The sequence below is a fragment of the Roseibacillus ishigakijimensis genome (assembly GCF_016595415.1).
Lineage (GTDB): Bacteria > Verrucomicrobiota > Verrucomicrobiia > Verrucomicrobiales > Akkermansiaceae > Roseibacillus > Roseibacillus ishigakijimensis.
Window position 1 is genome coordinate 40,777 of record NZ_JAENIO010000001.1, and the last position, 24,894, is coordinate 65,670.

Annotated in this window: 20 protein-coding genes and 1 riboswitch; of the genes, 10 read left to right on the forward strand and 10 right to left on the reverse strand. The window is 59.5% G+C overall.

The features are described from left to right. Positions 1-4: 4 nt before the first annotated feature. Positions 5-646: a PEP-CTERM sorting domain-containing protein gene (locus JIN78_RS00205; RefSeq protein ID WP_200389900.1), complete on the reverse strand. Its 642-nt coding sequence runs from the start codon at positions 644-646 to the stop codon at positions 5-7. Between the two features lie 143 nt (positions 647-789). After that, a riboswitch (cobalamin riboswitch) is annotated at positions 790-910 on the reverse strand. Between the two features lie 139 nt (positions 911-1,049). Between JIN78_RS00205 and JIN78_RS00210 the strand changes: the two genes are divergently transcribed. Together JIN78_RS00210 and JIN78_RS00215 are read left to right on the forward strand one after the other, a co-directional pair. Beyond that, complete coding sequence (locus JIN78_RS00210) at positions 1,050-1,700, forward strand: hypothetical protein (RefSeq protein WP_200389901.1); 651 nt, start codon at positions 1,050-1,052, stop codon at positions 1,698-1,700. 15 nt (positions 1,701-1,715) lie between these two features. Continuing rightward, positions 1,716-3,056, forward strand: coding sequence for a hypothetical protein (locus JIN78_RS00215; protein WP_200389902.1), 1,341 nt, complete (start codon positions 1,716-1,718; stop codon positions 3,054-3,056). A gap of 24 nt (positions 3,057-3,080) precedes the next feature. Here the strand turns inward: JIN78_RS00215 and JIN78_RS00220 are convergent, their stop codons facing one another. Continuing rightward, complete coding sequence (locus JIN78_RS00220; protein WP_200389903.1) at positions 3,081-3,947, reverse strand: hypothetical protein; 867 nt, start codon at positions 3,945-3,947, stop codon at positions 3,081-3,083. Between the two features lie 115 nt (positions 3,948-4,062). Here JIN78_RS00220 and ispG point away from each other — a divergent pair, with 115 nt between their 5' ends. The 3 genes from ispG to JIN78_RS00235 are packed head-to-tail and all read left to right on the forward strand — an operon-like array spanning position 4,063 to position 6,673. After that, positions 4,063-5,844, forward strand: a complete 1,782-nt coding sequence (gene ispG, locus JIN78_RS00225) for a (E)-4-hydroxy-3-methylbut-2-enyl-diphosphate synthase (protein WP_200389904.1) — start codon at positions 4,063-4,065, stop codon at positions 5,842-5,844. Next, positions 5,841-6,137, forward strand: coding sequence for an ATP-dependent Clp protease adapter ClpS (gene clpS / locus JIN78_RS00230; protein ID WP_200389905.1), 297 nt, complete (start codon positions 5,841-5,843; stop codon positions 6,135-6,137). The genes ispG and clpS overlap by 4 nt, the downstream gene beginning before the upstream one ends. Further along, complete coding sequence (locus JIN78_RS00235) at positions 6,134-6,673, forward strand: hypothetical protein (RefSeq protein WP_200389906.1); 540 nt, start codon at positions 6,134-6,136, stop codon at positions 6,671-6,673. Before clpS ends, JIN78_RS00235 begins: the two co-directional genes overlap by 4 nt. Before the next feature lie 20 nt (positions 6,674-6,693). Here JIN78_RS00235 and JIN78_RS00240 read toward each other — a convergent pair whose 3' ends face one another. The 4 genes from JIN78_RS00240 to JIN78_RS00255 are packed head-to-tail and all read right to left on the reverse strand — an operon-like array spanning position 6,694 to position 11,429. Next, entirely contained in the window at positions 6,694-9,147 is a 2,454-nt protein-coding gene (locus JIN78_RS00240; RefSeq protein WP_200389907.1) for a c-type cytochrome, read from the reverse strand. A gap of 14 nt (positions 9,148-9,161) precedes the next feature. Further along, the gene (locus JIN78_RS00245; RefSeq protein ID WP_200389908.1) at positions 9,162-9,602 is read right to left on the reverse strand and encodes an acyl-CoA thioesterase; all 441 of its coding nucleotides are present in this window, start codon (positions 9,600-9,602) and stop codon (positions 9,162-9,164) included. A 51-nt stretch (positions 9,603-9,653) separates the two neighbouring features. Then, a complete protein-coding gene (locus JIN78_RS00250; RefSeq protein ID WP_200389909.1) occupies positions 9,654-11,114 on the reverse strand; it encodes an arylsulfatase in 1,461 nt (486 codons plus the stop codon). A gap of 48 nt (positions 11,115-11,162) precedes the next feature. After that, positions 11,163-11,429: an HPr family phosphocarrier protein gene (locus JIN78_RS00255; protein ID WP_200389910.1), complete on the reverse strand. Its 267-nt coding sequence runs from the start codon at positions 11,427-11,429 to the stop codon at positions 11,163-11,165. Positions 11,430-11,590: 161 nt separating this feature from the next. Here JIN78_RS00255 and rpmH point away from each other — a divergent pair, with 161 nt between their 5' ends. The 3 genes from rpmH to JIN78_RS00270 all read left to right on the forward strand — a co-directional run bounded on the left by rpmH (position 11,591) and on the right by JIN78_RS00270 (position 13,163). After that, on the forward strand, positions 11,591-11,776 hold the full coding sequence (gene rpmH / locus JIN78_RS00260; RefSeq protein ID WP_200389911.1) for a 50S ribosomal protein L34: 186 nt from the start codon (positions 11,591-11,593) through the stop codon (positions 11,774-11,776). A gap of 78 nt (positions 11,777-11,854) precedes the next feature. Then, a complete protein-coding gene (rnpA, locus tag JIN78_RS00265) occupies positions 11,855-12,220 on the forward strand; it encodes a ribonuclease P protein component (protein ID WP_200389912.1) in 366 nt (121 codons plus the stop codon). A gap of 46 nt (positions 12,221-12,266) precedes the next feature. Continuing rightward, the gene (locus tag JIN78_RS00270) at positions 12,267-13,163 is read left to right on the forward strand and encodes a polyprenyl synthetase family protein (protein WP_200389913.1); all 897 of its coding nucleotides are present in this window, start codon (positions 12,267-12,269) and stop codon (positions 13,161-13,163) included. Here JIN78_RS00270 and JIN78_RS00275 read toward each other — a convergent pair. The 3 genes from JIN78_RS00275 to JIN78_RS00285 form a co-directional block, all read right to left on the reverse strand. Beyond that, on the reverse strand, positions 13,157-14,140 hold the full coding sequence (locus JIN78_RS00275) for a hypothetical protein (protein WP_200389914.1): 984 nt from the start codon (positions 14,138-14,140) through the stop codon (positions 13,157-13,159). The two genes, JIN78_RS00270 and JIN78_RS00275, sit on opposite strands and share 7 nt — an antisense overlap. Before the next feature lie 137 nt (positions 14,141-14,277). Then, the gene (locus JIN78_RS00280) at positions 14,278-15,243 is read right to left on the reverse strand and encodes a hypothetical protein (protein ID WP_200389915.1); all 966 of its coding nucleotides are present in this window, start codon (positions 15,241-15,243) and stop codon (positions 14,278-14,280) included. Beyond that, complete coding sequence (locus tag JIN78_RS00285; protein WP_200389916.1) at positions 15,244-17,853, reverse strand: hypothetical protein; 2,610 nt, start codon at positions 17,851-17,853, stop codon at positions 15,244-15,246. It abuts the gene before it with no gap. A 169-nt stretch (positions 17,854-18,022) separates the two neighbouring features. On the opposite strand from JIN78_RS00285, the gene JIN78_RS00290 reads away from it, so the two are divergent. Then, positions 18,023-18,289: a helix-turn-helix domain-containing protein gene (locus JIN78_RS00290; RefSeq protein ID WP_200389917.1), complete on the forward strand. Its 267-nt coding sequence runs from the start codon at positions 18,023-18,025 to the stop codon at positions 18,287-18,289. Here JIN78_RS00290 and JIN78_RS00295 read toward each other — a convergent pair. Then, positions 18,286-24,171: an alpha-2-macroglobulin family protein gene (locus tag JIN78_RS00295; protein ID WP_200389918.1), complete on the reverse strand. Its 5,886-nt coding sequence runs from the start codon at positions 24,169-24,171 to the stop codon at positions 18,286-18,288. The genes JIN78_RS00290 and JIN78_RS00295 overlap by 4 nt on opposite strands. A 211-nt stretch (positions 24,172-24,382) precedes the next feature. Between JIN78_RS00295 and JIN78_RS00300 the strand changes: the two genes are divergently transcribed. Beyond that, positions 24,383-24,754: a hypothetical protein gene (locus JIN78_RS00300; RefSeq protein ID WP_200389919.1), complete on the forward strand. Its 372-nt coding sequence runs from the start codon at positions 24,383-24,385 to the stop codon at positions 24,752-24,754. The last annotated feature ends 140 nt before the right edge of the window (positions 24,755-24,894 follow it).

The following is a 24,894-nucleotide window of genomic DNA, read 5'->3' on the forward strand; positions in this document are numbered from 1 at the left end:
AGGGCTAGCGGCGGCGACGGAGCAAACCTGCCGTCGCAGCCCAGAGAAGAAGAGCCCCACTGGCGGGCTCGGGCACGGCCGCAGCCGCAGCGTCCAAGGTCAAATCGGGCCGGTAGGCACCGAAGCTCCAGACATCCCAAGCCCCATCACTCAGGAGCCGGCCGGAATCGCCGAAAGCAACAGCCTCCGCCCCACTGGGGGAGAAGACCCAGTCCGTGGGCAAGCTCTCTCCCCCCCCGGCGATGGCCACCGGAGTGTCCACCAGGCCATTGTTCGGGTCGTCATCACCCGCAAAGCCACCAGAAAGATAGTAGCCCCAGAAATCGCTCCCACTACTAGCCGCCGTGTAGGTGCTCCCATCCTGGGAATAGCTGACCGAAGAAAGGAAGCCGGAGAAGGAGACGGAGAGAAAAGGCACGGCCTCAGCCACCGCCAGAAGCATCTCCGCCCCGGAAGCCTCGCCATCCCAGCGGTAGCCCCAAGCGAAAGTATCAGGCGCGAGGGCATCGCCAAAATCGAGGATCAAGGTCGCTTGCTTGGCGCCCGTTCCCACAATGGTCAGGAGGTCATCGGTCGTTGCTACTGTCGCTGCCGAAGCCAAGGAAGAAGCGGCGGCCCAAGCCGTCAAAGTCAGGGTCAATTTCATCAGTTGTTCTCGTTGTTAGAATGGTCCGAGCGAGAACGGGAGCCCGCAAAAGCTCCTTTCCCGTTTGCTCTCTGAAGTCGCGAGAGAGCCTCTCGTCCCGCGCCTCGGGGTTCGCGGAACTCAACGGAGATCGAAAGGATGAAGTATTCGGACTCCTGGCTCAAACCGCCGTCCCGCCTTCACCTCCAATCATTTGGAAATTGGCTGATGGGACTTTGTCACCAGTTACCGCAGCGCGTCTGTTCCGGATTCGCACCGGATTCCATGCACCCCTGCATCAACGTTGCGGCTGTGCTAGCGGAGCTTCTCCCCCCGGGCAAGGGAAAAAAGACCTTTCCACTTTCAGGGTCATCAACAGGGATTTGGAATTTGAAGCCGCGCCGCAATCTGCTACCCCTTTGCCATGGCGGAACGGTCCAAACGGCTTCAATCGGCAGTGCTCCTCTTCGCATTGGCCCTTCTCATCTTCCTTTTCACCGCAATCACCCTGTCCTTTCTCCCCCAGGATTTGTCGGATTTGGCGGGGCGCGATGAGGATGGTCCCACCGCGACCCCGGCTCGCAATCTCAAGCGCGTGCTGGAAAATGCCGCCGACCAAAGCATCAAGGTGACCCTCACCGAAGAGGAGATCAACCAATGGCTCGCCCACGAAATCAAGGGCCAACAAGAAGGCCTCCTCGCCAGCGGCGTCAGCTACGACGGCACTTGGGTGCGACTGAAAGAGGGCTCGGTGGACCTCATTTTCGAGCGGGAAGCCTTCAATCGCAAGCACACGGTAGCGATGAATGTGGAAATCGAGCAGCTCGTCGAGGACAATAACCAGATGAGCAGCAACATCCACTGGCGAGGCGGACGCCTGGGCCAAATGCCTGTGATGCAGGGCTATCTGACGCTGGTGATGAGCAGCTACAAGGAGCTCGCCGAGGTCATGGAACCCGAGGTCGCCGCCCTGCGCAGCCTTTTGGAAGGAAAAGCCCTCGTGAAAATTGAGGAGGGCAAAGTGACCTTCGAGCCCCGGGCCCAACAAGACAATCTGGGCCTGGACGGCTTTTAAGAAAGACCGCTCACCATGCTCTCCCGCTTGCTCGCCTTCGCCCTTCTGCTGACTCCCCTGAGCTGGGGACAGGAGGAACCCGCACCCGTGCCGGGTCGCAACCGGGTGATCTCAGCCGACCAGCGGATTCTCGTTTTTGGAGAAGACACCGCCGCCATCACCGCAGTGCTCAGTCTCGCCACCGAACTGCGGGAGGAGCTCTACTACGTCATCCGCGATCCCGAAGCCCGCAATGCCGAAAGCTACTTCGAGCTACAAAACGACCTGGTCCTCACCCTCTTTGGCCAGCCGGGAGACCAGGCTCCCCCGCGCCGCTATGTGCTGCAGCCCCGCCGAGTGGAGGGCTCGCAACGCTTCCGCATCGAGCTCAACATCCACTTGGCGCGAGGGCTCAATCGCGGGGAATTGCGGGAAAAGCTCATCGAATGCTTTCTCATGGATCGGGCCCTGGGCCCCCAGGTGCGGGACGAACAACCCGTGCGCGTCGCCCCCTGGCTGATCATCGGCTTGCTGGAAAGATTGGCCTGGCGCAATGATGAAGCCGACCGCTCGCTCTACAAATCCCTCTTTGAACGCGGGCTGATGATGGAGATCGAACAGCTCGTGATGCTGGATGATCCGGACCAATTGGACGCCGCCGAACGAACCACTTTCCGCGTCTCCTCCGGGGCCATTCTCATGGCCATGCTCAACCAGAAAGATGGAGCCCGCACCTTTCTCAGCTATTTGGAAAAAGCTGCCACCCACGAGGGCGACCGCTTTTTACTTTTTCGAAACACCTTCTTCACCACTGGCTTGACAGAAGAAGGCCTCGCCAAGTGGTGGGCCCTGCAATTGGCCAATCTGACGCAGGACTTTGTCACCGAGACCCTCTCGGTGCTAGCAACCGACCAAGCGCTGGGCGAGGTTCTGCAAGGCACTCTGGAAGAGGAGGACGGCAGCGAACGCATCTATCGCTTGGTCGCCTACCACGATATTCTCGCCCTTCCCGAGGAAAAACGCCGTCTTCTTCTCTCGCCCATGCTCGAGCGCATCAACCTCCTCGCCTTTCGCTGCTTCCCCTCCTACCGGGAGATGCTGGTCGGCTATGCCCGGGTGGTGAAGCAGCTGGCCGAGGGCGATGAGAAGGAAGTGGGAGAAATCCTCGCCTTTCTGGAAGAAAAGCGTCTTGCCCTGCGCGCCGTCGGAGAGCGGACCCGGGACTACCTGGACTGGTATCAGATCAACTCCGCCAGCGAGCTCACCGGCGAATTCTCTGACTATCAACGCCTGAAACGCGAGTTGGAAAGCGAAGAGCCCAGCCAGATGGGACCCGTGGAGCGGTATCTCCAAGCGGTGCAGAACCTCTACGACTGAACCGCGCCGCCCCTGGCCCCGCTCTCATCGAGGCTTCTCTTCCTCGCCGCCTTCGGGCTGGGGCACCTCCCAAGCCGTCAGCCAGCGGTGGCTGCGGCGGGTAAAGCCGTCGGCAAGAAGACGGCGCTCCATGTCGGGCAAGTGAGCCGCTCCGTAAAAAATGGCCACCTTCTCCTCCCCGGCTTTGCGCTGCTCAGCCAGCACTTGGAAACACTTGTCATTGCGATCGCCGATAATGAGATTCTGGCCCGTGATGGCAGCTGCGGACTCATCACCCTGCTCCATGAGCTTCATGTATTCCAGCTTCAGGCCGGTGCCATCGCCCGAGAGCATGGCCCGCATGACGAGGCTCATGTTGAGCCCTCCGAAAGGTTTGCCCGTCAGCTCGGTAGCCTTGACGTTGCTTTCCAGGGCAAAGGCGAGCAGATCGTCATCCCGACCGGCGGTCACTTTCTCATACTCCTGGCGGGTTAAGTCGGCGTGGACAAAATGGCTCTTACTATAATCTACGTGGTGAATTTGTTCCACCAGCTGCATCGTGGAGGCAAAGGAACCGTAGAGACCGCGCAGACCTGCGACAGGTCGGCCATCAACCCGAGCCTCCTGGCCACCACCCTTCCCGGTCAGGAAGCGGGCCGCGTCCTCCCCGCCAATGAGCTCGAAGAGCACCACCGGATGACGATCGAGCTCCTCATTGATTTCCGCGAAATAAGCTTCGTCGGCAATATGGATGGCCCCCACGAGAGTGACCCGAGCCTCCCCTTTTCCGTAAGTCGTCACCGCCGTCTGCAGCAGAGCCCGCCCCTCCTCTTCCGCAAGGCGGATGAAGTTGGTCGGTTCGGCGGCAAACAAGGAAGAGCAAGCGACCCAGAAGAAGAGAAACCATTTCATTTGCCCGACAATGAAGCAGCAAAGGGGAGATTTGGCGAGGCAGAGAACGATTTTTCCCACTCTCGACCAGCGGCAGTCTTGTCTGCCCGCGCGATTCGTTTAGAGTCCGGCCCTCATGAGCGAGCTTTTGCAGTATTGCCCCGACCTGTTTCACTACCAGCGCCGCGAATCGCGGGAGGTGATGATTGGCCACGTGGGGGTGGGTGGCGACAATCCCATCCGCATCCAGTCCATGATCACCAGCGACACCCGGGACGTGGAAGCCAGCGTGGGTCAAGTCCTCGCCCTCGCGGAGGCCGGCTGCGAAATCGTCCGCATCACGGCGCAGACACGCAAGTATGCCGAGTTCCTCGCCCCTATCTCGGAGAAGGTGCGTGCCGCCGGAGTGGATGTGCCCCTCGTCGCCGACATCCACTTCAAGCCTGACGCCGCCCTCGAAGCCGCCAAGTGGGTCGAAAAAGTGCGCGTCAATCCCGGCAACTATGCGGACAAGAAAAAGTTCGAAGTGCGCGAATACACCGACGAGCAATACGCCGCCGAGTTGCAGAGAATTCGCGAGCAATTCGTCCCCCTGGTGGAGCTTTGCAAGGAGAAGAACCGGGCCATGCGCATCGGCACCAACCACGGCTCCCTGAGCGACCGCATCATGAACCGCTACGGGGACACGCCTCTCGGCATGGTGGAGAGCGCGCTGGAATTCGCCCGCCTTGCCCGCGAGCTGGACTACCACAACTTCGTCTTTTCCATGAAGGCCTCCAATCCCAAGGTCATGATCGAGGCCTATCGCCTGCTCGTGGCCCGTCTCTATCAGGAGGGTGCAGATTGGAACTATCCCCTGCACCTGGGAGTGACCGAGGCCGGCGACGGGGAAGACGGCCGCATCAAGTCCGCCATCGGCATCGGCAGCCTGCTCGCCGACGGCATCGGCGACACCATCCGCGTCAGCCTGACCGAAGACGCCATCCACGAGATTCCCGTGGCCCAGGCCTTGGTGCGCACCGTTACCAACGCCCCGCAAGAAAAGGAAAGAGAGATCCCCCCCACCTGGAACCCCTTCGAATATCGACGCCGCGAATCGCAGGTGGTCACTTGTGGGGACGTGGCCGTGGGAGGCACCGAGCTCATGCGGGTCTTCACCTCCCGCCAGAAATTCGAAGCGGTGAAGCACAAGCTAGCCGGCCTGGGGGACTTTCAACCCGAAGTGGTGGTCGAGGATGCCCCCGTGCTGGCCGTCGATCCTCGGAACGACGAGGAGATGACCCAAGCCAACGCCTGCGAAGAAAGCCGCGTGATCACGGTTCGGGACGGCCTCGAGATGGACGTCATCGCCGCCTTCCGCCTGCTCGCCGCCCGTCTGGAAAAGCCGCACCCCATCCTCCTCAAGGACGTGCTCACCCCTTCCAAGGACGATCAGAAGGACTTCCTCGATACCCTGCTGGTGGCGGCCAAACACCTCGGCTCCCTCATTTGTGACGGCATCGGCGATGCCATTCTCGTGCAAGGCGAATCCGCCCCCGGCCAATCCCTGCGCCTGAGCTACAATATTTTGCAAGCTTCCGGAGCCCGCATTTTCAAGACCGACTACGTGGCCTGCCCCAGCTGTGGCCGCACTCTCTTCGATCTCCAGGACACCACGCAAAAGATTCGGGCCGCCACCGGCCACCTCAAGGGCGTCCGTATCGCAGTGATGGGTTGCATCGTCAACGGCCCCGGCGAAATGGCCGATGCCGACTTTGGCTACGTGGGCGGAGCCCCCAACAAGATCAACCTCTACGTGGGCAAGACCGCGGTGAAGTTCAATATCCCGGAGGCCGAAGCCGTGGACCGCCTCGTCGACCTCATCAAGGAGCACGACCGCTGGGTGGAGCCCCCCGAACCCGTTCCCGAAGAAGTATGAACAACGTCACCGTCGACAAACCCCGCACCCGCTCCCAGACCCGCTCCCGGCAGCAGTTGGACCTCCCCTGGAAGGTGGTTGTTTACGACGATCCGGTCAACCTCATGGACTACGTCACCAAGGTCTTCCAGAAGGTCTTCGGCTACTCCCGGGAAAAGGCCGAAAAGCTGATGCGCGAGGTCCACGAGGCCAAGCGCTCGGTGGTCTGGACGGGTAATCGAGAAAAAGCGGAACTCTATGTGCAGCAGCTGCACGGATTTCAACTGCACGCCGGATTGGAAAAAGAGGAATGACTATTTTGTCCGACAAGGAAGGAAGCCTGGTCATGCAGATCAGTGCGGAAGAGGATTGGCGGCTCTTCACCCATCTCCTCGCCGATGCCCGGGGGCAAAAGCCCGATTGGCTGGCCAAGCGCTTCGGGGTCCTGATGGACGACGAGGACTGGGACGAACTCATCGCGCCCGAGCTATCGGCCCGCTTTCAAAAAGAAATCGAAGAAGTGGAAGAGATGGTGAAGGCGGCTTACGAAGACTACCAGAAGCAGCTCGCCGCCGAGGAAAAGGGTCTTTTGAAAGAAGAAGTCGAGTCCGCAGAGGAAGAGCTTCCTTTTGGAGAAATTTCCTTCAATCGCGAAACGAGCAGCGCCTGGTATAGCGTCCTCAATCAGGCCCGCCTCTTTCTCGAAGGCCGTTGGAAGCTCGCGGCGTTGGAAGAAGCGGAAGAGATCACGGCTGAGGACGTGGATCCCGACCGGATGGGGGCCTACATTCGCAGCCGGTTTTACACCCGCTTGCAGGCTCTGCTACTAGACTTCACGCTGGAACTCTAGCAGCAGGCCCGGAGGGCGGCTTACTTCTTGAGCAAATAGCCCAGGAAGTCGCGCATCTCTTTCTCATTGAACTGATTGACCAAAGACCCGGGCATGGGCGAGGTCGGAGAGGGCTCGATGGATTTGATGTCCGCGCGGGAAATTTCGATCGTTTCCTCAAAATTGAAGGGATTGACCGCGATGACAAGGATCTCGTCTCTCTCGTCGAGCATCTTGCCCACCACCGAGCTACCATCATGGCGGGTGATGAGGGAGAACTCGTATTGATCGGACACCTCGCGGCTGGGCTCGAGGATGGCGACGGCAAGCTCTTCAGCCGAGAAGCGGCCAGCGACATTGGTAAGATCGGGTCCGGCGGCTCCCCCCTGGGTGCCGTAGCGGTGGCAGGCCGCACAGAGCGCGGCGCGGAACATGCGCTCGCCATTCTCCCGGTTGGCCCCGGAGAGGTCTTTGGCCAGTTCCGCAATCTCCTCCACTGTCCAGTTGCGCCCGGGGCCTTCCGCCCGGGGCAGGTTCTCGAAGGGGTCGCGCTTCACTTCCAGCCCCCAGCTCTCGATCATTTGCCGCTCTTCTTCGGTGGCATTGGCCAGGGTGTCTTGCTTCAAGCGAGCAAGCCCGAGACGGGCGCTTTCCACCGCCTTACCCTGCTCTTCGCGAGCATACCAATCCATCAGCTGGCGGCGCTGACCCTCGGTCCAAGGCCCCTTCACCACCCGTAGACAGTAGGCAAAGTGAACATAGCGGGGGGAACCCAGTTCGCGGATGACCTGCGCGGCCGTCACGCCGTAGTCTCCCTGACTGCGGCTAATCAAGCGCGCCCACTCGGGCACTTCCTTCTCCACCGGCTGAGCCATCAAGGCCAGGGTGCGAGGCACGATATCGGGCGCTTGCAAGTAACAAAGGAGACGCAAGAGCTCATCCTCCACTTCGTCATCGGCATTGGGAAAGTCATCATTCACCAAGGCCAAGAATTGCTCGCGCTCGGACTCCCCGGGCTCACCCAAGCGGATAAAGAACAGAGAAGCCGCCCGCAACCAGGCCAATTTTTCGTCTTTGGAAAACTCGCTCCAAGGCAGGCCGAGCAAACCCTCGGCAATGGTCTCCCGATCGGACTCTTCTCCCACGCGGGCCAAGCCAACGAGAGCGATGATTTGGTCCATGTGATCCCCTTTGCCAACCAAGTCGCGGACCGCGGCCACCCCCGCCAATTCCGCCTCGGTGCGTTTTTGGAAGCGAGTCCAGCGATCGGCCTCTGCAGCAGCCGGTTTCTCACCGTCCTGCCAGACATCCTTGGTCGGCTCGGAGCCCTCGTAGCGCACGCGCCAGAGCTTGGAAGACTGGCGACGACCACCGGTGGCGAAGTAGAACTCTCCGTCCTCACCAACGATGGCATCCGTCAGCGGAAGGGCTTTGGCCGTGAGAAATTCTTCCCACTCCCCCGTGTAGCCGCCCCCTTCGGACTTGATATCGACTGCGTAAATAGTGGCAAAGGTCCAGTCGAGGCAGTAGATCGCCCGCTGATACTTGGCCGGGAACTTGGCTCCGCGACCACTAACCACCCCCACCGGGCTCCCGGGACCAAAGTCCACTACCGAGGGCAAACTATCCACATAGTATTCCGGCCACTTGCCGGTGCCATTGCGCCAACCGTATTCCGAACCCGGCAGGGCCCAGCAAAGACGGGTGGGACGATACCAAGGCATGCCCAAGTCCCATTCCATGTCAGCATCGTAGACAAAAAACTCACCATCCTCATTGAAGGCGCCATCGAAGGGGTTGCGGTAACCTACGCTGACGTATTCCCAGTTGCTGCCATCGGGATGAAAGCGCATCACCCGCCCAGCCGGAGCCATCACATTCGAGGCATGGCCGCGCCCATCGGGATTCCGCGGCAAAAGGTGATCCTCACCCCAGACCTTGGGCACCAGCGACTTTTCGATACCCTCCTCTTGGGACATGTTGCCCGCGACCATGTAAAGCCACTGGCCGTCAGGTGATGGCACCAGAGAGTGAACCCCGTGCTCGCCCCGGGCTTGGAAACCCTTCAGCAACTCCACCGTTTCCAAAGAACCGTCGCCATCGCTATCGGTGGCCCGATAGACTCCCGGATCATTGCCCGCGGGCTCATTGACCACCACGTAGAGGGCGTCCTGGAACCAGAGCAAGCCGTGGGCACCCCGGATATCCACCGGCAACCGCTCGACGGCTACTTTTTTGCCCGCAATACTGACTTCATAAATGTCTCCGTATTGGTCGGCGGCAGCCACCCGCACGGTCTCCCCCTCGCTGGGAAGGGCAGTGAGCGCCACCCAGCTGCCCCAGTCCTTGGGGACCGAAAACACTTCTTCAAATACAAATCCGTCCGGCACGGTGGCCACTTCATCACGCTGTTCGATCTGGCCTTCCCGCACCTGCCCGTTGGACAGCAGACAAGTCGCGGTCAAGACACCAAGAACTCCTAGGGTTTTTCGCATCCCTGACATTACGGTTAATCGGCGTCGATTTTACAAGATCCTTCAACTCCCCTTTTTGGGTGGGGCGGCAATCGCCGCACTTTGCCCGCGGGCATTTGCACCAAGGCCAGGGACTGGCGGGCAGTGACAAGCAATTCTTCGCCCCGAAGGACCTCGAATTCACACCAGAAACGGGCCGCTCCCCACTCGGAGAGCCAGCCCCTGATGGTCAGCTTGTCAGCCAACTTACCAGGGCGCTTGTAGGCCGCCTCCGTGCTCACCACCACGGGAAAAATTCCCGTCTCACCCATTGCTCGCAGCTCGAAACCGAGCCGGGCGGCAAGGTGGGTCCGGCATTTTTCGATCATGCGCAGATAAGCCAGATTATGCACCACGCCCCCGCAATCGGTGTCGTAGAACATCACCTCTTCCTCGATCACGTGCTCATATTCCGGCGGCAGGGTCTCCTTGGTCATGGCCCCAGCCTAGACAGAGGGAGCCCGGGTTGGCGACCCTGCAACAGGCCATCACTCCCCCAATCCAGGGTAGCGCTCGGTGCTCAGGCGCTGCCCGCGCCAAAAGGCCTGCAGCTCCTGCAATTTTTCGGGATGCTCAGCGGAAAGGTCCACCGCCTCCGCCGGGTCCTCAGCCAGATGATACAAGGCCCACGAGCCAGGCTTCTTCCGTTGAAAGCCCTGCCAGACAGCCTTCCAAGCACCATCAATCACCGCCACTTGTCCCCCGTAGCCGTGGAATTCCCAAAGCAAGGGCTGCTCGCGCGCAAATTCCTTTTCGCGCAGCAAAGGCAACAAATTCTGCCCATCAAGCCCAGCTGGCGAAGCGACCCCCGCTGCGGCACAAAAGGTCGGAAACCAATCCGGGAAATAACTGGGCGCCGACTCCTGGAGGCCTGCCGCCACCTTACCAGGCCACCGCACGATCGCCGGGACCCGCAGCCCGCCTTCGTAGACCGAGCCCTTGAGCCCGCGCAAACCCCGGGTGGAATTGAAGAAAGCAGAATCCACCCCGCCGATGCCGAACTCCGGATCGCGGCCTCCGTGCGTCGTGCCATTGTCGGAAGTAAAGACCACCAGGGTCTTCTCCCGCAGCCCCAGCTCTTCCAGCTTTGCCAAAACCGCGCCCACGTGCTCATCGAGGTCCGAAATCATGGCCGCATAGCCCGCCCGGGGCCGGGGATGAGGCAAGTAGCCATTCTGCCCGCGGTAAACTCCCTTCTCCTCGTCCCACTCGGCAGGATACTGGTCCACCCACTCCTGCGGAGGATGCATGGCCACATGGGGCTCCACAAAGGGACAGTAGAGAAAGAAGGGCTCCTCGGCATGCTGGTCCATGAACGCCAGAGCCTCCTCCAGAATACGGTCGGGGGCATAGACCTGGGCCCGGTAGTCATCGGCAAGGACGTCACCCTCCGGCTTGCGGGCATGACCGGGAATGGCGGGCTCGTTGAGGACTACGATGCCCTCGTCATCATCTAAAAAGGGCGGATAGAACGAGTGCGCATTGCGCTGACAATTGTAGCCATAAAAGCGATCAAAACCCTGCTTCATGGGCGAGCCCTCCGTATCGGTGGGACCCAGCCCCCATTTCCCAAATCCGCCCGTGCGGTAACCGACCTCTTGCAGCACCTCGGCCAGAGTCACCGCTCCGGCACTCAGCGGCGTCTGCCCCGGAAAGGGACGACCATTGCCCGAGTCGCCATTGTTGCGGATCTCAGCCCGCGCAAGATTTTTCCCCGTGAGCAACACGCAGCGGGAAGGCGCACACACCGGGGCCCCCGCATAGTGCCTCATCAACATCGCACCCTCGGCAGCGAGTTGATCGAGATGCGGCGTCTTGATCTTCTCCTGCCCGTAACACCCCAGCTCACCCCAGCCCAAGTCATCGGCCAGAATAAAAACCAGATTGGGACGCTCAGCGGCGCCAAGAAAAGAGACAAAAGTCAGAAAGAATAAACAAATGCGCTTCACGGATGGGAATTAAGCCCCTCCGTCGCCAGAAAGCAATTTCCCTTTGTTTTATTCCTCGAAATTGCGGTTCACGAGCTCTTCGAGGGCGGCCAAAGCCTCCTCCTCATCGCTGCCTTCCGCCGTCACTCGCAATTGCGAACCGTGACCTGCGGCCAACATCATGAGTCCCATAATGCTCTTTCCATCAATTTCTTCCTCATCCTTCTCGACTCGGATATCGCAATCGAAGCGGCTGGCAATCTTGACGAATTGCGCCGCCGGACGGGCGTGAATGCCAAGCTTGTTATTAACCGTGAATGTTTTTGTAGAGGCCATGAATCGCGCGGAGCCTAATCGCCGAGACGGGCGCGGGGAAGAAATATTTTTTGGCAAGTGTTTCTCCTGTCTTGACAGGCATCGCTCGCTGACTAGTCTTCCGCCCCTTTCGCCCCCTGGGGCGGCGCCAACTGGCAAACAACTTTTAACCACAGACTATCATGAAGCGCACCTTCCAACCCTCCAAACGCGTCCGCAAACGTCAGCACGGCTTCCGCGCCCGCATGGCAACCAAGGCTGGCCGCGCCATCCTCTCCAAGCGTCGTCGCAAGGGCCGCAAGCGCCTTCTGCCCAAGGGGGCCGAGATCCACTACAAGCGCCACACCGTCCAGAACAACACCAAGTAACGGACCCGGCGGTCGCTCCGTCTCCGACAGATCCTTTCTCCGAACCGGGGCGGTCGAGCCGCTCCGGTTTTTTTCGTGATGAAATTGCCCCGCAAACTGACCCTCACCGACCGCGCCGACTTCCAAGCCGTGCGCACCCGGGGAAAATCAGCCTCCAGCAAGCACCTCGTGCTCGCCACCCACCCCTACCCGGAGCTGGACCACTGGCGCTACGCCCTCATCACCTCCAAGAAAGCCGCCGCCCGGGCCCATGAGCGCAACCACATCCGGCGCCTCATCCGCGCCGTTCTCGTGGCAGAAGGCCACCGCATCCCCCCCGGCCACCACCTCGTCTTCATCGCTCGCTGGCGAGCCAAGGACGCCAGCTACGAGGAAATTCGCAGAGACATCCTCTATCTGCTCAAGAAACTCGGTCTGCGGCAGGATTTGCCCGTCAACGAGTGAAGCGCGCTCTTGCTTCTTTTGGCCAAAGAGCCAAGTATTTCCCGAGATGCCCCGCGACGACTTCAAAACCTACCTCCACGAGCGCAAAGAGCTCATCGACCGCCATCTCGACCTCCACCTCCCCTCCGAAAAGGAGTTGCCGCCCAAAATCCACGAGGCCATGCGCTACCCGGTCTTCGCCGGGGGCAAGCGCCTGCGCCCCATCCTGACCCTCGCCGCCGCCGAGGCCTGTGGCGGGCGCGAAGAAGACGCCCTCTTCCCCGCCTGCGCCACCGAGCTCCTCCACACCTACTCGCTGGTCCACGACGACCTGCCCTCGATGGATGACGACGATCTGCGCCGCGGCCGTCCCACCACCCACGTCGTTTTCGGCGAAGCAGTGGCCGTCCTCGCCGGAGACGCCCTCCAGGCCGAGGCCTTCCATTTTCTCTCCCAAGCCCCTCCATCCCGCACCCACGGGATGGCCGACTACCTCAAGGAATTCGCCCTCTGCGCCGGTTCCAAACACCTCATCGGGGGACAAATCCTCGACCTCGAGGGCGAGGGCGCGGACAACTTGCTCAGCCAGGAAGAACTCATCGCCATCCACGAGCGTAAAACCGCCGCCCTCCTGACCACCTCCATCCGCCTGGGAGCCATGACCGCCGGAGTGAGCGAGCAGGATCTCTTCGCCCTCACCGACTTTGGCTACAATCTCGGCCTCGCCTTCCAAGTCATCGACGACATCCTCGACGTCACCGCCGACACCGCCACGCTGGGCAAAACCGCCGGCAAGGACGAAGCGGTGAACAAGTCCACCTACCCCGCCATCCTCGGTCTGGCGGAATCGCGCGCCGAGGCCAAGCGCCTCACCGAGCTCTCCCTCGCTGCCCTCGCCCCTTTTGGCAAGAAAGCGACCCGGCTCTCCCAGATCGCCCACTACCTCCTCGACCGCGATTATTGAGGGCTACTTCCCCTCCGCAAACGGCTCCCGAGGAAAACAAGCACCGCGCCAAGCAAGAGTGCCACGGCCGCTTTCAGCCAGGGATTGGCCAGGGAGGGAGGCTCCTTGCCCTCTTCAGAGCGCGCCATCAGCCCGGCCAACTGTTTCTCCTTCTGACGACGCACGCTGCGGGGCTGCCAATCCGGGCCCACCGGACCCTCGGCATTGTAGCGAACCGGGTCGCCCTCGAATTGAAAGACCCTCTCTCCAGCCAAGACCTCCTGCCACCATTCCTGCCAGGGAACGATCCAATTGTGTGTATAATAACTGGCCTCATAGTCACTCAGGCCCGACTCAGAAATGGGATTATTCACCACCCCCATACGGTTTAAAGCTCGCAGAGCAATGGCAGCCACAGGCTCCCACTCCCCCTCCAACGTCTGCCCGGGATAACTCCCTTGGCGAGAAAGGCGTAGCATTCCAGGAGAATTCGGTTCCTCCAGAAGATAACTATAATCTTCAGAAACATGAAGCCAGCCTTTCTGATCAGAAAGAAGGTCAACTAAGACCGAAACCGACTCAGGCGTCCTTAAATTGTCTAACTTTGACACACTTCTTGATATTTCATGATGAGCTATAGACCACGAAAAATTGGAGTTCGGCTCATTTAGGATCAAACCAATCGCCTCTTTGAAGTGAAGAGCATGATTATCATCTTCATAAAGACGACTCGTCATTTCCTCATACAGAGAGATATACCTATCCCTAATCAATCCTTCTGATTTAGCAAAACCAACCCGCAGACCAGCCAACTCAGAAGCCAACTTTTCGATATCCTCTCCCTTCAAATCGCCACTGGGCAAACTATCTAGGTGAGTTCGACATCTCGCAATCCTCGAAAGAGCCGATTCCGTGACTGCCCTAGAAGGAGTAGAAAAAACTAAAAGAAAAACAAAAATCAAGAACCACCCCCTCTCACTCTCAAAGAACTTTGCCATACAATATACACAGCATCAAAAGAATATCCGTTCACCACCAGTCGCTGACTCCATTCGGAATCCACGTGACTTACTTTTACCTCTTTCGCTTAAATATCCTCACTTTTCTTAAGAGCGGCAAGCGCTGAACTTTCTGTTCAAGAAGCCCTCCGCAAACGGCTTCCGAGGAAAACGATTATTGCGCCAATCAACAAGATCACCGCCCCCTTTAGCCAGGGATTGGCCAGGGAGGGAGGCTCCTTGCCCTCTTCAGAGCGCGTCACCAGCCCGGCCAACTGTTTCTCCTTCTGACGACGCACGCTGCGGGGCTGCCAATCCGGGCCCACCGGACCCTCGGCATTGTAACGAGCCGGGTCGCCCTCGAATTGAAAGACCCTCTCTCCATCCAAGACCTCCTGCCACCATTCCTGCCAAGCAGAAACAAAAAAATCTCCCCCATATCCATAGCCGAGTTTGACTTTTTGCCCACCTGGAAGGAGGACTTCTTCGGCTGCTCCGTCCGCAATCCCCAGCTCATAAAGCGCGGACGCCGCCATCCCGGCTATCGAAGGAAAGCGGTCATTGGGAGCCTGACCGTTATAAACAATCTGCTTTCGCCCAAGATATCTATTTCCAAACCAGTTTTTTTGCATACCCAAGAGAGAAGTTAACCCCACCACACATTCATGAGAAGGCATGACCTGAAGAGCATTAATGTCCCACCGAATGTCGCCTTTTACTACCGACCAGCTGGCTTCACCTCTCTCTAGAGCCTCATAGTGTTCAACAATTTTGTTCACAAAATGACTCGCATGCCCTTCATGATTCAGCAGCACTTCACGAGATTTCCAATAAAGTTCGTGAATTTCGTCAGCTCTAGCTCTGTCTGCAGAAAAGACATCAGGATTTCGATATTGAAGAGTCACCGATAAGCTTTTTAAATCAGAATCACTTATACTTCCATTAGCTGATATCCTCTCGAGAATCCCACTCATATTATCAATCGATTCAGCAGAATCATCAATTTCTTTTTGGCTAAATTGTTTAAATTCGGTATGATTTTGAGCAATAAGAAAGGGCATCAAAATAACAATCAACACATTAGCGGCTGTAGAATCTTTCATTTATTTCGGAACTAGTTTCTCTCCAACAATATCTTGTATCCTACTGTCGAACTTATCCCATTCAGCCTTTACAAGCTGAGTTCCAGTAGGGTTTCTACGCAACGGGCTTGCTCCATTCAACATCAAGCGATGACTTAAATCAGACCCTTGAAGGGGAGCAACCCCCCGTCCCTCATCAGGGTGATCGTCTCCCACAAGGTGATGCCCGATTTCGTGAGCCAAGGTCGAAAGCACATCATCTAGACTGGCCTCAGTTTTCTTTTCTCGCTCAGCATCAACCCAACAAATCGCAGGGATATTGCCGAAATCCGCAAATCCCGCCAGTGGTTTTTCTGCGATCAAAACCATCTCACCCGACGGCTGCTCTGGTGGAAACTCAATTCTTCTCATCTCAGAGCTGTCCCCCATCAGGTAAACGTGAATATGCGCAATCTGCTCATTGGTTGCGGCAATGACAACAGCCTGCTCGGGACTACGGCTTCCACTACGTAGATCGAATTTTCCATCTTCTGGAATCGAGATTGTTACGGGTGCAGGGAGACTTGAATTCGGGTTTGGTGGGTCAGCTTCAACCATTCGCTGGGGATAATGAGGCGCGAATAGCGGAGACTCTCCCGCGGCCCTCCCATCCGCGATGTCCCAGTTCACCACTTTCGTGGGCTGGAGGGTGACATGGCATTTCAGATTGAGCTGTTCCTCAAAAACTTGGTCGAGATAGTCCTGAATCTCTTTCTCGCTCGGCAGGATATCCGGGCCGGGCTGGCTGCCCCGGGTCACTTGCCCCTGGATGGGATGGACCATCACCTCGATTTCCCGGCGGGGCATCACCTTGATGCCGACGGGCAGCGCTATGGCCTCACTACCCGCGAACTTGAAGGACAAGGTGCGCTCGCTCTCCTCGCTGCCGGTGGCGGTCCACTTCACAGTCTGGATCGCTTGGGTCAGGGTGGCGGGAGTGACCTGGTCCCCAGCCCCCGCGACCAGCTCCAGAGGATACTGCGCACTGGCTCCGGTGCTCAGGCGAAGGGTGTTTTCCGCCCCGGCTGGGGCCATGATCCAGAGCTTGTCCTGATAGCCGCCGGCGGTGGGGTCGGCCAACCAAGAGGTGGCATCGACCCCGCTGGCGACATCCTCCCCTTGGCCGCTCTTTTCATCCAGGCCCTCAGCTCGCAGGAGAGAAAAGCTCAGCCAACTGGTGCTGGTGGCCGTTTGTGCGGGAAGCGGATAGACCGTGGTGGTGACAAGCTCGCCGAGGGAGTTGCGCTTGCCGGCCGCGATCTCGAAGTCAAGCATCCGGTGCTGGCCCTCCCCCTGGGGATAAAGGGCCTCCGCCCCGGTCTCCAGCGAGCCGTCCCCCAGCTGAGTCTCGTAGTGACGGATGCCCACCAGGGGAAGACGCAGCCGCCGCACCCTTTCCGCCGGGTCTTCCAGACTGGCCACAACCTGAAACTGGCTCTCCCGCTCCCGCCGCTGAAAGGGATAATTCTGCAGGCCTTCGGCCATCTTCAGCAAAGGCATGGTGCCCCGGTGACCCCACCACCACTGGTCCTCCAGAGAAGCGTCTGGATCCGGTTCATCCCAAGAAAAATCAGCCACCATCTCTGCAAACGAACGCGAAGCGCTGTTTGATTCAGAAATTTTCTCCTGATAGCTCGCGGACGGGAAGTGAGAATTTTGCACCTCCCCGGTCAAGGTCCAGAACTCCCCATCCGGCACGGCGGCAGCACCCATCGTGACCAAGCGGCTGGAAGTCTCCACGTAGCCCTCAAGCCGGAAACCCCGGGCAAAAAATTGAACCTCCGGCTGCAAGCCCGGCAAGACCTCCTCGGCCGCAGCCACCTCCCCACCGGCCGGAGTATCGGCATCCGCGCCATCAGGAATGCCATCGCCATCGGAATCTTCATCAAAGGGATCAAGAGCCCCCTCATGCGCATACTCGAAGGCATCGTTCAGGCCATCGCCATCGGAGTCCGGAAAATACTGCGCCAAGCGATAAAACCTCTTGGCCTGCGGGCTCGGCGGCGGCGGCACGGGACTATTTTCCCACGCGGCATGATTAGCCACCACCGTCTGCTGCACCTCCCAAAAGTCATTCTGCAACTGCAGGAAAGCAGCCCGATCAGCAGCGGAGAGTTCCTGATCACTGGTGGGCAAAAAGCTCCCCGCCGCCACCGGATTGCTCGTCAGGGCGAAGAGAAAAAAGTGAAAATCGCCATGTTGATGGAAATAAAACGGGACCTCGCTCCACTCCGGCACCAAGGCCATCGGCAAAATGCGCCGGACATGGCCCGAGAAGGAATCGTCCAACGACGGCCAGGTGACCGCAATATTCCAGTCATCAATTGCTTGCAACTGGAAGGACACACTCACAAACGGTTCTGGAGGAAGGGCAGGCGCTCCCCCTCCCGGCGGGCTTGAGGGCGCGGCCTCTCTCTCGAAAAGAGCGAGCTCGAGACGCTGCCCCATGGCATAGAAAGACTGCAAAGGAGACCAATCCCGCAAATCCCCACTGGCCTGCAAAGTATAACTCGCCCCTCTCACTGTATCGAAGGCAGCCGTGGTCCAGACGGATCCATCCGCCTGCCCCTCCTCCGCCAACTCCCAATGCAAGGTCTGGCAGGAGCAGCAGAAGGCCCTTGCCCGGCGAGGGAGAGACAAGAAGCGAACAACACAGACAGGGGGGATTTCACGAGACTCATAACATGCTTAAATTGAGGACAGGAAAGAGTCTCAAATTCGACACTCTCTGTCAAAAGAGAATTCGTTCTCATACTGGCGGATGGCCAATCCCAGCCCGTCAGAAACCCTCCTCACGGAACTGGCCCTCGTCTTGCGGCAAACACGAGAAGAGGCCGGGTTGTCCAAGCGAGAACTGGCGCAACGAGCGGGCTGCATCACCACCACCATCACCCGCCTGGAGAGCGGCGTGCAGAATCCCGGCCTAGAACTCCTCACCCGCATCTCCTTCGCCCTCCACACCCAGCCCTCCCACTTGCTGGCAAGGGCTGAGAGCCGGGTGAACCTGAAAAGCGAGGAGGTGACTTAGCGCACCTCCACCGCCACGCTGGCGCTGTGGGCCGCGAACTCGGGGGCATACATGCAGCGAATCTCGGCCAGACCGGTTTGATAGACCCCGCGATGCTGCACCCGCACGCTGGTCTCGAAGACATGGGTGCCCGCAGGCAAGTGGTCGATGAAGAAGTGGCTCGCGGTGTCCCGGGTCATCTCGTAGTAACCGAATCCGTCCTGCCAGCGGTAGCCGCTCAGGACATTGACCGGCTCGGTGCCGCTGCCGCGCTGATCCTTGAGGTGGACGAACTCCATGGCGCGGTCGTTGCGAAGAATGAGACGGGTGACGAGCTCATCGCCCACGGCCACCGGACCGGTCACCGGCTCCAGCACCTCGCCTTGGTCGGTGTGGCGTTTCACAAAGAGCCTTTTCTCCAGCTGGAGTTCCTCGCCCGCCTCGGAGGTGACCTTCCCCAAGTCCTCCAGATACTGCCAATGCAAGCTGGCCCAGGCCACGCCCTTGTCCTTTTTGTGCAAAGTGATCTGCCCCAGCGCAGGCTTCACCTCCGCACCCATGAGACGCTCCTCATACATCCCGGTGCCGGGCTCGACCTGCTCCGGGACCACCTTCTCCCCCCCGAGCGTGACCTCTAGCAATTCCTTGGAAGAAAGAAGGTTTCTCCCACCCATGAGCAGAGCGTAGACGGCATCGGCGGTAGCCTTGGTGGTCTCCCAGTCGCCCACTTGCTTCTGCTTGATGAGCCAGACCTGGCAATCCTCCACCGCTTGCTCGTCCTGATCGACTTCGGCAAAGGCCTCGATCATGAGAGCCTGACTCTCGATGGGAGCCTGCCACCACCACCAGCCGCGCTCGTCATTCCAGCGCATGCCCTGCTCCTCGTCGACGAGGGCATGCTCCTTCAACGAACGAGTGATGAGCTGGGCCGTTTCGGTCTCGCCGAGGCGGTGCAAAGCCAGCGCGGTGTGGGCGCGCGACATCCGATCGCTCAGAGAGGTCCAATGCTCCTTGGCCTGCGCAACAAAGTAGTCGAAGGCGACCTGATCGCGGGCGGTGAGCTTCTTGTCCCGCAGGAAAAAGCTCCGCATGTAAAGGTGATGCGCCACCCCCTGGCTAAGATTGTTCTCGTCGAGATCGCCATTCCTACGGATTCTCTCGTAACTCTCACTCAAATCCGCATCGAGAGCGGCCAGCGCCTGCAAGGCCGGGCTGAGGTCGCTCTCCACCCCAAGGTGGCGAAGACGCGCAAAACCGGTGACGAGATAGCGGGAGATGTAGGCATTGCCCCGGCCACCCGGAAACCACGGCCAGAGCCCGTCCTCGCCCTGCATCTCGCTCACTTTCTGCAGCGCCTGTTCCAACTCGAAAGTGAGCTTGTTTTCTTCAAAGAGCAGCCCCACCCGGCGGCGGGCTTCCGACTCGTTCTTCGCCTCCGCCAGCCAGGGTGTTTCCTCAAGGAGCAAGCCCTTGAGGTCCTCGTTTTTCAGCAAAGGACTGTCGAGAGCCTCTGTGTTTTTCCACAGGTCAAAGATACGGCGAATCTTCGCATCGGAGTTCGCGATGTGAGCGGCCAGCGCGTTGGCGTAGTAGCGATTGAAGGTCTGCTCGGCGCATTCGTGGGGAAATTCCATCAGATAGGGCAGCGCCATGACCGCATACCAGGCCGGTTGCGAGACCACCTGCAAATGCACGAACTGATTCTGCAAAGTCTCCGAGTCCCCGCTCGCGAGCAGTTTGTCGAAAGCGAACTCCTTCTCCCCGGCATCGCGAATGGGCAGCGCCATCGACTCGGTGACGAGCACGCGGCGCGGCAGCACAGGCAACCAGCCCTCCTCGCCATCGGTCAGGCTCCCAGTCGTGGCTGTGGCTCGATAACGCAGGAAGCCCGCTCCATCGGGCACGGACAATCGCCAGCTCACCGTGCGGCTTTCTTTGGCCGGAATCTCAAAGGACTTTTCCAGCTCCTCCACCCCCAGCGCGGCGTTCCGGCTCTCGTCCGTGGCCGCGTCTGCGAGGTCCAACTTCGCCACCCCGCTCTGGGTTTCTTCGCTCTGATTAGTGACCTTAACGGTGAACTCCAGCTCATCGCCCTCCCGCAGGAAACGCGGCGGATTGGGCTGCACCATCAGATCCTTGGCGGTGACCACTTCGCTTTCCAGCAAGCCACTCCGCAACCTGTCGTCATGAGCGAGAGCGAGAAATCGCCAAGTGGTCAAAGCCTCCGGGATGGTGAAACTGATGCGCACCCGCCCCTCCTCATCGCTGACAAGGTCGGGAAAGAAAAAGGCCGTTTCGTTCAGATTGGTGCGCACGGACACCGGAGCTCCCGCCTCGCCATCCTCACCACTCCCATCTGCATCAGAACGAACAGCCACCGACTTCATTATCCCTTCCTCAGCAACAGGTTCCGCCGCAAACGAATCCACCTCGGCCTCTGCCACCCTTCCCCCAAGCATCATGGGTGCGGAAGGCATAGCCATAGCCCTGGATCGCCGGACTGGCAATCCAGGGTCCGAGCCGAATCCCGTTTCTCCAAAGAAAAACCCACGGTAAATGTCCCCCAGGGAATGCCACCGCCCGCTTGCGAAATGACTCTGGGCCTCAAAGTACTCGAAATCCGAGCTGAAATCCGGACTCAGCCAAACTCCGCTTTCCCGGCGATAAAAAGAGGCCAAGTCCCGGAAGCGATGACTTGCAAAGGCATCCAGCGAAGCATCATACATCGTGGCCACCATCTCCGCCACCGCTGCCTCTCCGCCAGCCCCTTCCACCACCGCCGTCCAGCTCTCCTTCGCGCCGGGTTCCAGCTTGTTGACCATATGCTCCCAACGCACGGTGAGCTCTTGATTGGTCCACGGCACGGAGACCTGGCGGGTGGCCTGATGGAAGCGATTCTGGCTCACCTGAAAAATCGTCACCGTGAAGCCACCGCGCTGCTTCTCTGTAACCGGAAAGCGAATCATCTCCTGCGTGCGCCCGCCCTGGGTCCAGGTGCGCTGGAGAAGCTGCTGATCCTGATAAATCTCAACCACCGCCCGCGCTTCTTCATGACCACTGCCCCAGAGCAAGGAGAACTCTTCTCCCGGCTCGACCATATGCTCCGGTGCAACGGTGTAGAACGGCACCATGGTCGGAAAGTCCTCCCCCGCCGGGTCGAGCACTTGAATCATGCGGAAGGCCTTCACTTCGCGCCCGTTGGCATCCTTGCTCGTGAGAACGAGCCGATAAGCGCCCGCGTCCAAAGTCGCCGCCAGCTCCGCCAGTCCCGCTTCCTCACCTTCTGCGGAGGTGGAAAAAGCGAACTCCCGAACCATTTCTCCCAGTTCCCAATCCTCTGGTCTCTCAATATCGCGGGCTCCATAGACACCCTCCCCAATACCAGCAAAAGGATCAATATTGCTTCCTGATTGAGCACGCGGGCAAGTTTCCGGCTCTTGCAGGCGATGGATTTTCACCACCCCCTCAGCCGCGCGCGGCTCCCCATCGTGGGAAAGCGTGCGCACCCTCACCGCGACCGGCTCTTCCGTCGTCAGCCACGCATCCGTCTCCAGCGAAGCCTGCAGGGTGGTGTAAGCGACCGAAATCGTGCGGCTGGCACTGCGGGTCTCACCCGCTCCATCCGTGATGTCCACTGTGACGAGGTAATCGAAAACCGGCTCCTGCTCGACGGGAACCTCCGCATCCGGCTTGGCGGTGAAACTCAGCTCGAACTGCCCCTGCGCGTCGGTCTCCCCCTCACCTTGGGCAATTTCCTCCGCGCTGGAATGCGGCAGGTCCGAGCGCCACCAGCCGATCCAGTCCGGCCAACGGGTTTGCCGGGTGACTCGCCAGGCCACCTTGGCCCCATCGACCGCTGCCCCGGTGTAAGCCTCCGCGCGGGCCGTCACCTTCACCTCTTCCCCCAGCGCCGCTTCATTGCTAGCGGCCTCAATTTCCGAGAAAAACTTGGGCCGCTTGTATTCCTCCACGCGAACAGAGGTGCTGCCGGAGATCTCTTCACAGACAATTTGATAGCGGCCCAAAGCCCGACCCTGCGGCGCGGGGAAGGCTCCCGCCACCGAACCCCGCGCATTGGAAGTCAACGACAACTGCGCCACTTCCTCCCGGTTCACATCGAGCAAACGCACCGTCACCGCTCGATCCGGAAGGGTCGCGTAATCTCCCTCAGCCTGATTCCCCTGCGCCAGAATGGCCTTGAAATGAATGGTCTGGCCCGGTCGATAAATGGCCCGGTCGGTGAAGAAGACGCTCCGCTGAAAACCCTCCTTCTCCGGCCGCGAACCCTGATTGGCCCACGAACGCGCCACCGCCCGATCCTGCTCGCGCTGCGCAATCACCACATAGCGACGCTCCATTTTCGGAAAAGCGAAGTATCCGGATTCATCCGTATGTTTCTTAGAATTTGCGAACACCTCGCCATGAACCGGCTGCCACCAAGCCTTCACCTCCACCCCTGACTGCGGGGCGCCGGTGACCGCATCGACCACGAAACCATCCACCCCACCCTGCGGCGCTCGACGAGTCACCAGCGCCAAGCGCGTGACGTGAATCCCCTGACTCGCCACGACATTGTCCTCGATCGAAAAATCCTCTTTTGCACTCGCAACCAAGAAATAGTAGCCGGGATCCACATCTTGCGGGGCGGTCACCTGGCTCGTGCGCCGCGCATAGTCGCCCTCATCGGGAAGCTCCTCGACCCAGCTCCGAGCCGGTTCTTTTTGCAAAAGTCGGCGCAACTCCTCCTCATCAAGCGTCGCCTCGGACGCCAAAGCCTCCTCTCCTTCCCCAAAGGTCATGGCATAGAGACGAAACCACACGCGACCCACATTCTTGTGCGTGACCTGAATCGCTTCCCCAGCCGGAGTCCACTGCGTCTCCGTCGCGAGCTGCAATTCTCTCTCCTCCAGCTCCTTGACGACATTCCCACAAAGAAGACCGTAGGGGTGCTCGGGAAAGGCCGCCCGCCCGGCCGTCGCCATCTCATGCGCAGCCACCAGCTCCCCCTCCTCCTTCAGCTCTTCCGCGAGCAGATAGCGCGCGCGGGCACTGGCAAAGTGATCCTCATTCTCGGCGATGAATTTCCGCAAGGCCGCCCTAAAGCGCTCCCCGCTCTCGCCCGCAATCGCTTCCTCAGCCCAGAGCAAACGCTCCAATTGCCCATGCAGAAAAGCAGTTGGATCCTCGTCGTTCTCATGAAAGCGCAGCAAATTCTGATAGATCACAAGGGCCCGGCCTTGCGGCGAACCATCCGTCTCCGGCTGCCAGGCGAGAAAATCCTCCACCTCGCCCAAGGCCGGGGAATCGGGCACCATTTCCCACAGGTCACCCGGCTTGGCGGCCGCCGTTTCCTCCAGGGCATAGAATCCCGCCGCCTCGTGGGCGATGAAGTCGTAGAGAGTCGGCCGCAATTGCTCGCCGAGAGCACTTTTCTTCTCCAGCAAGCCATCGAGAGCCGAGGCCGAAAGGGTCTGCAGCAACTCCGACGCGTCCAACGCCGCCTGCAAGCGCTCGTCGATCTCGTCCAACATACGCGGCAGGCTCCACTCCGCGATGTCCTCGCCCTCGTCCACCCCCGCCCGGGTGCGCTGCGCATATCGCCAACGATTCTGCTGATAATGACGATGCAGCAAAGAGGCCGAGAGCAACTCGAGCACCGGCTCCAGCTCGGCGGGAGCCTCCGCGATTTCGTCTTCCAAGGCGACCAGAAGCTGCGGCAATTCGCGATGAACTTCCCCCTCGGCCATCAGCCGCATGACCAGCGCCTTGCCCGCCTCACCCCAAGCCTGCTCGGCACGAGCCGCCTCCTCAAGAGGCTTGAGCAGCGCGACCACGGTCTGGGGCTGGTCCTTTTCCTGCGCTTCCGCAACCGCCTTCCATTGGGCATCCCGATTCGCACTCATCAGATTCAAAACACTCAGACAGTATAGGATTAGACACAAAAACGATTTCATGGGGAGACAATTTTTCACGACTCGCACCTTGCACGAGCGGCAATGACTTGGACACGAGAAAGACAGTTTTATTGGGATTTTTTTTGAGATAAGCGGCCGTTACATTCACCTCGAAAGATTCTCATTGAGCGGAAGGCGACGGCCTGAAAGGTTCTGATCGATGAAACTCACTTTGGTTCTCGCTGCCCTCTTCCTCATTCCCGTCGCCTTGATCAGCTCTTCCGAACCGGGAGGAATCGACGGCTGGGCTATTTTTGGAGCCTGCCTTTTTGGGTCCGCCGCTCTCATCGCCGCCGCCATCTGGCGTGATTCTAACGATCCCACCCAGCGAGCAATTTTAGTCAATCAACACTACATCATCCGAGCCTTATCCGGCAAGGAACTCACCGCAGAGGATCTCTATCACCAATCAATGGAGAAACTAGGTGAACGTGAGCCCGTGAGTTCATTCCAAAGAGCCCTGTTGCAACTCATCGACCAAGGATTGGTCAAGATGGAGAACGGCAAGTTTGCGCTCAAAGACCGGGTCTGAGCATCCCCCCACCGCGATGGTCCCCGGTAGGGATGCCTCCGGTAGGGATGCCTCGCCGAGGCATCCGCCGAATCCACCCTGGCCCCATCTCACCGCCCCACACCCACTCTCCCAACAACCGCCTTCCCCCTTCTCCACAC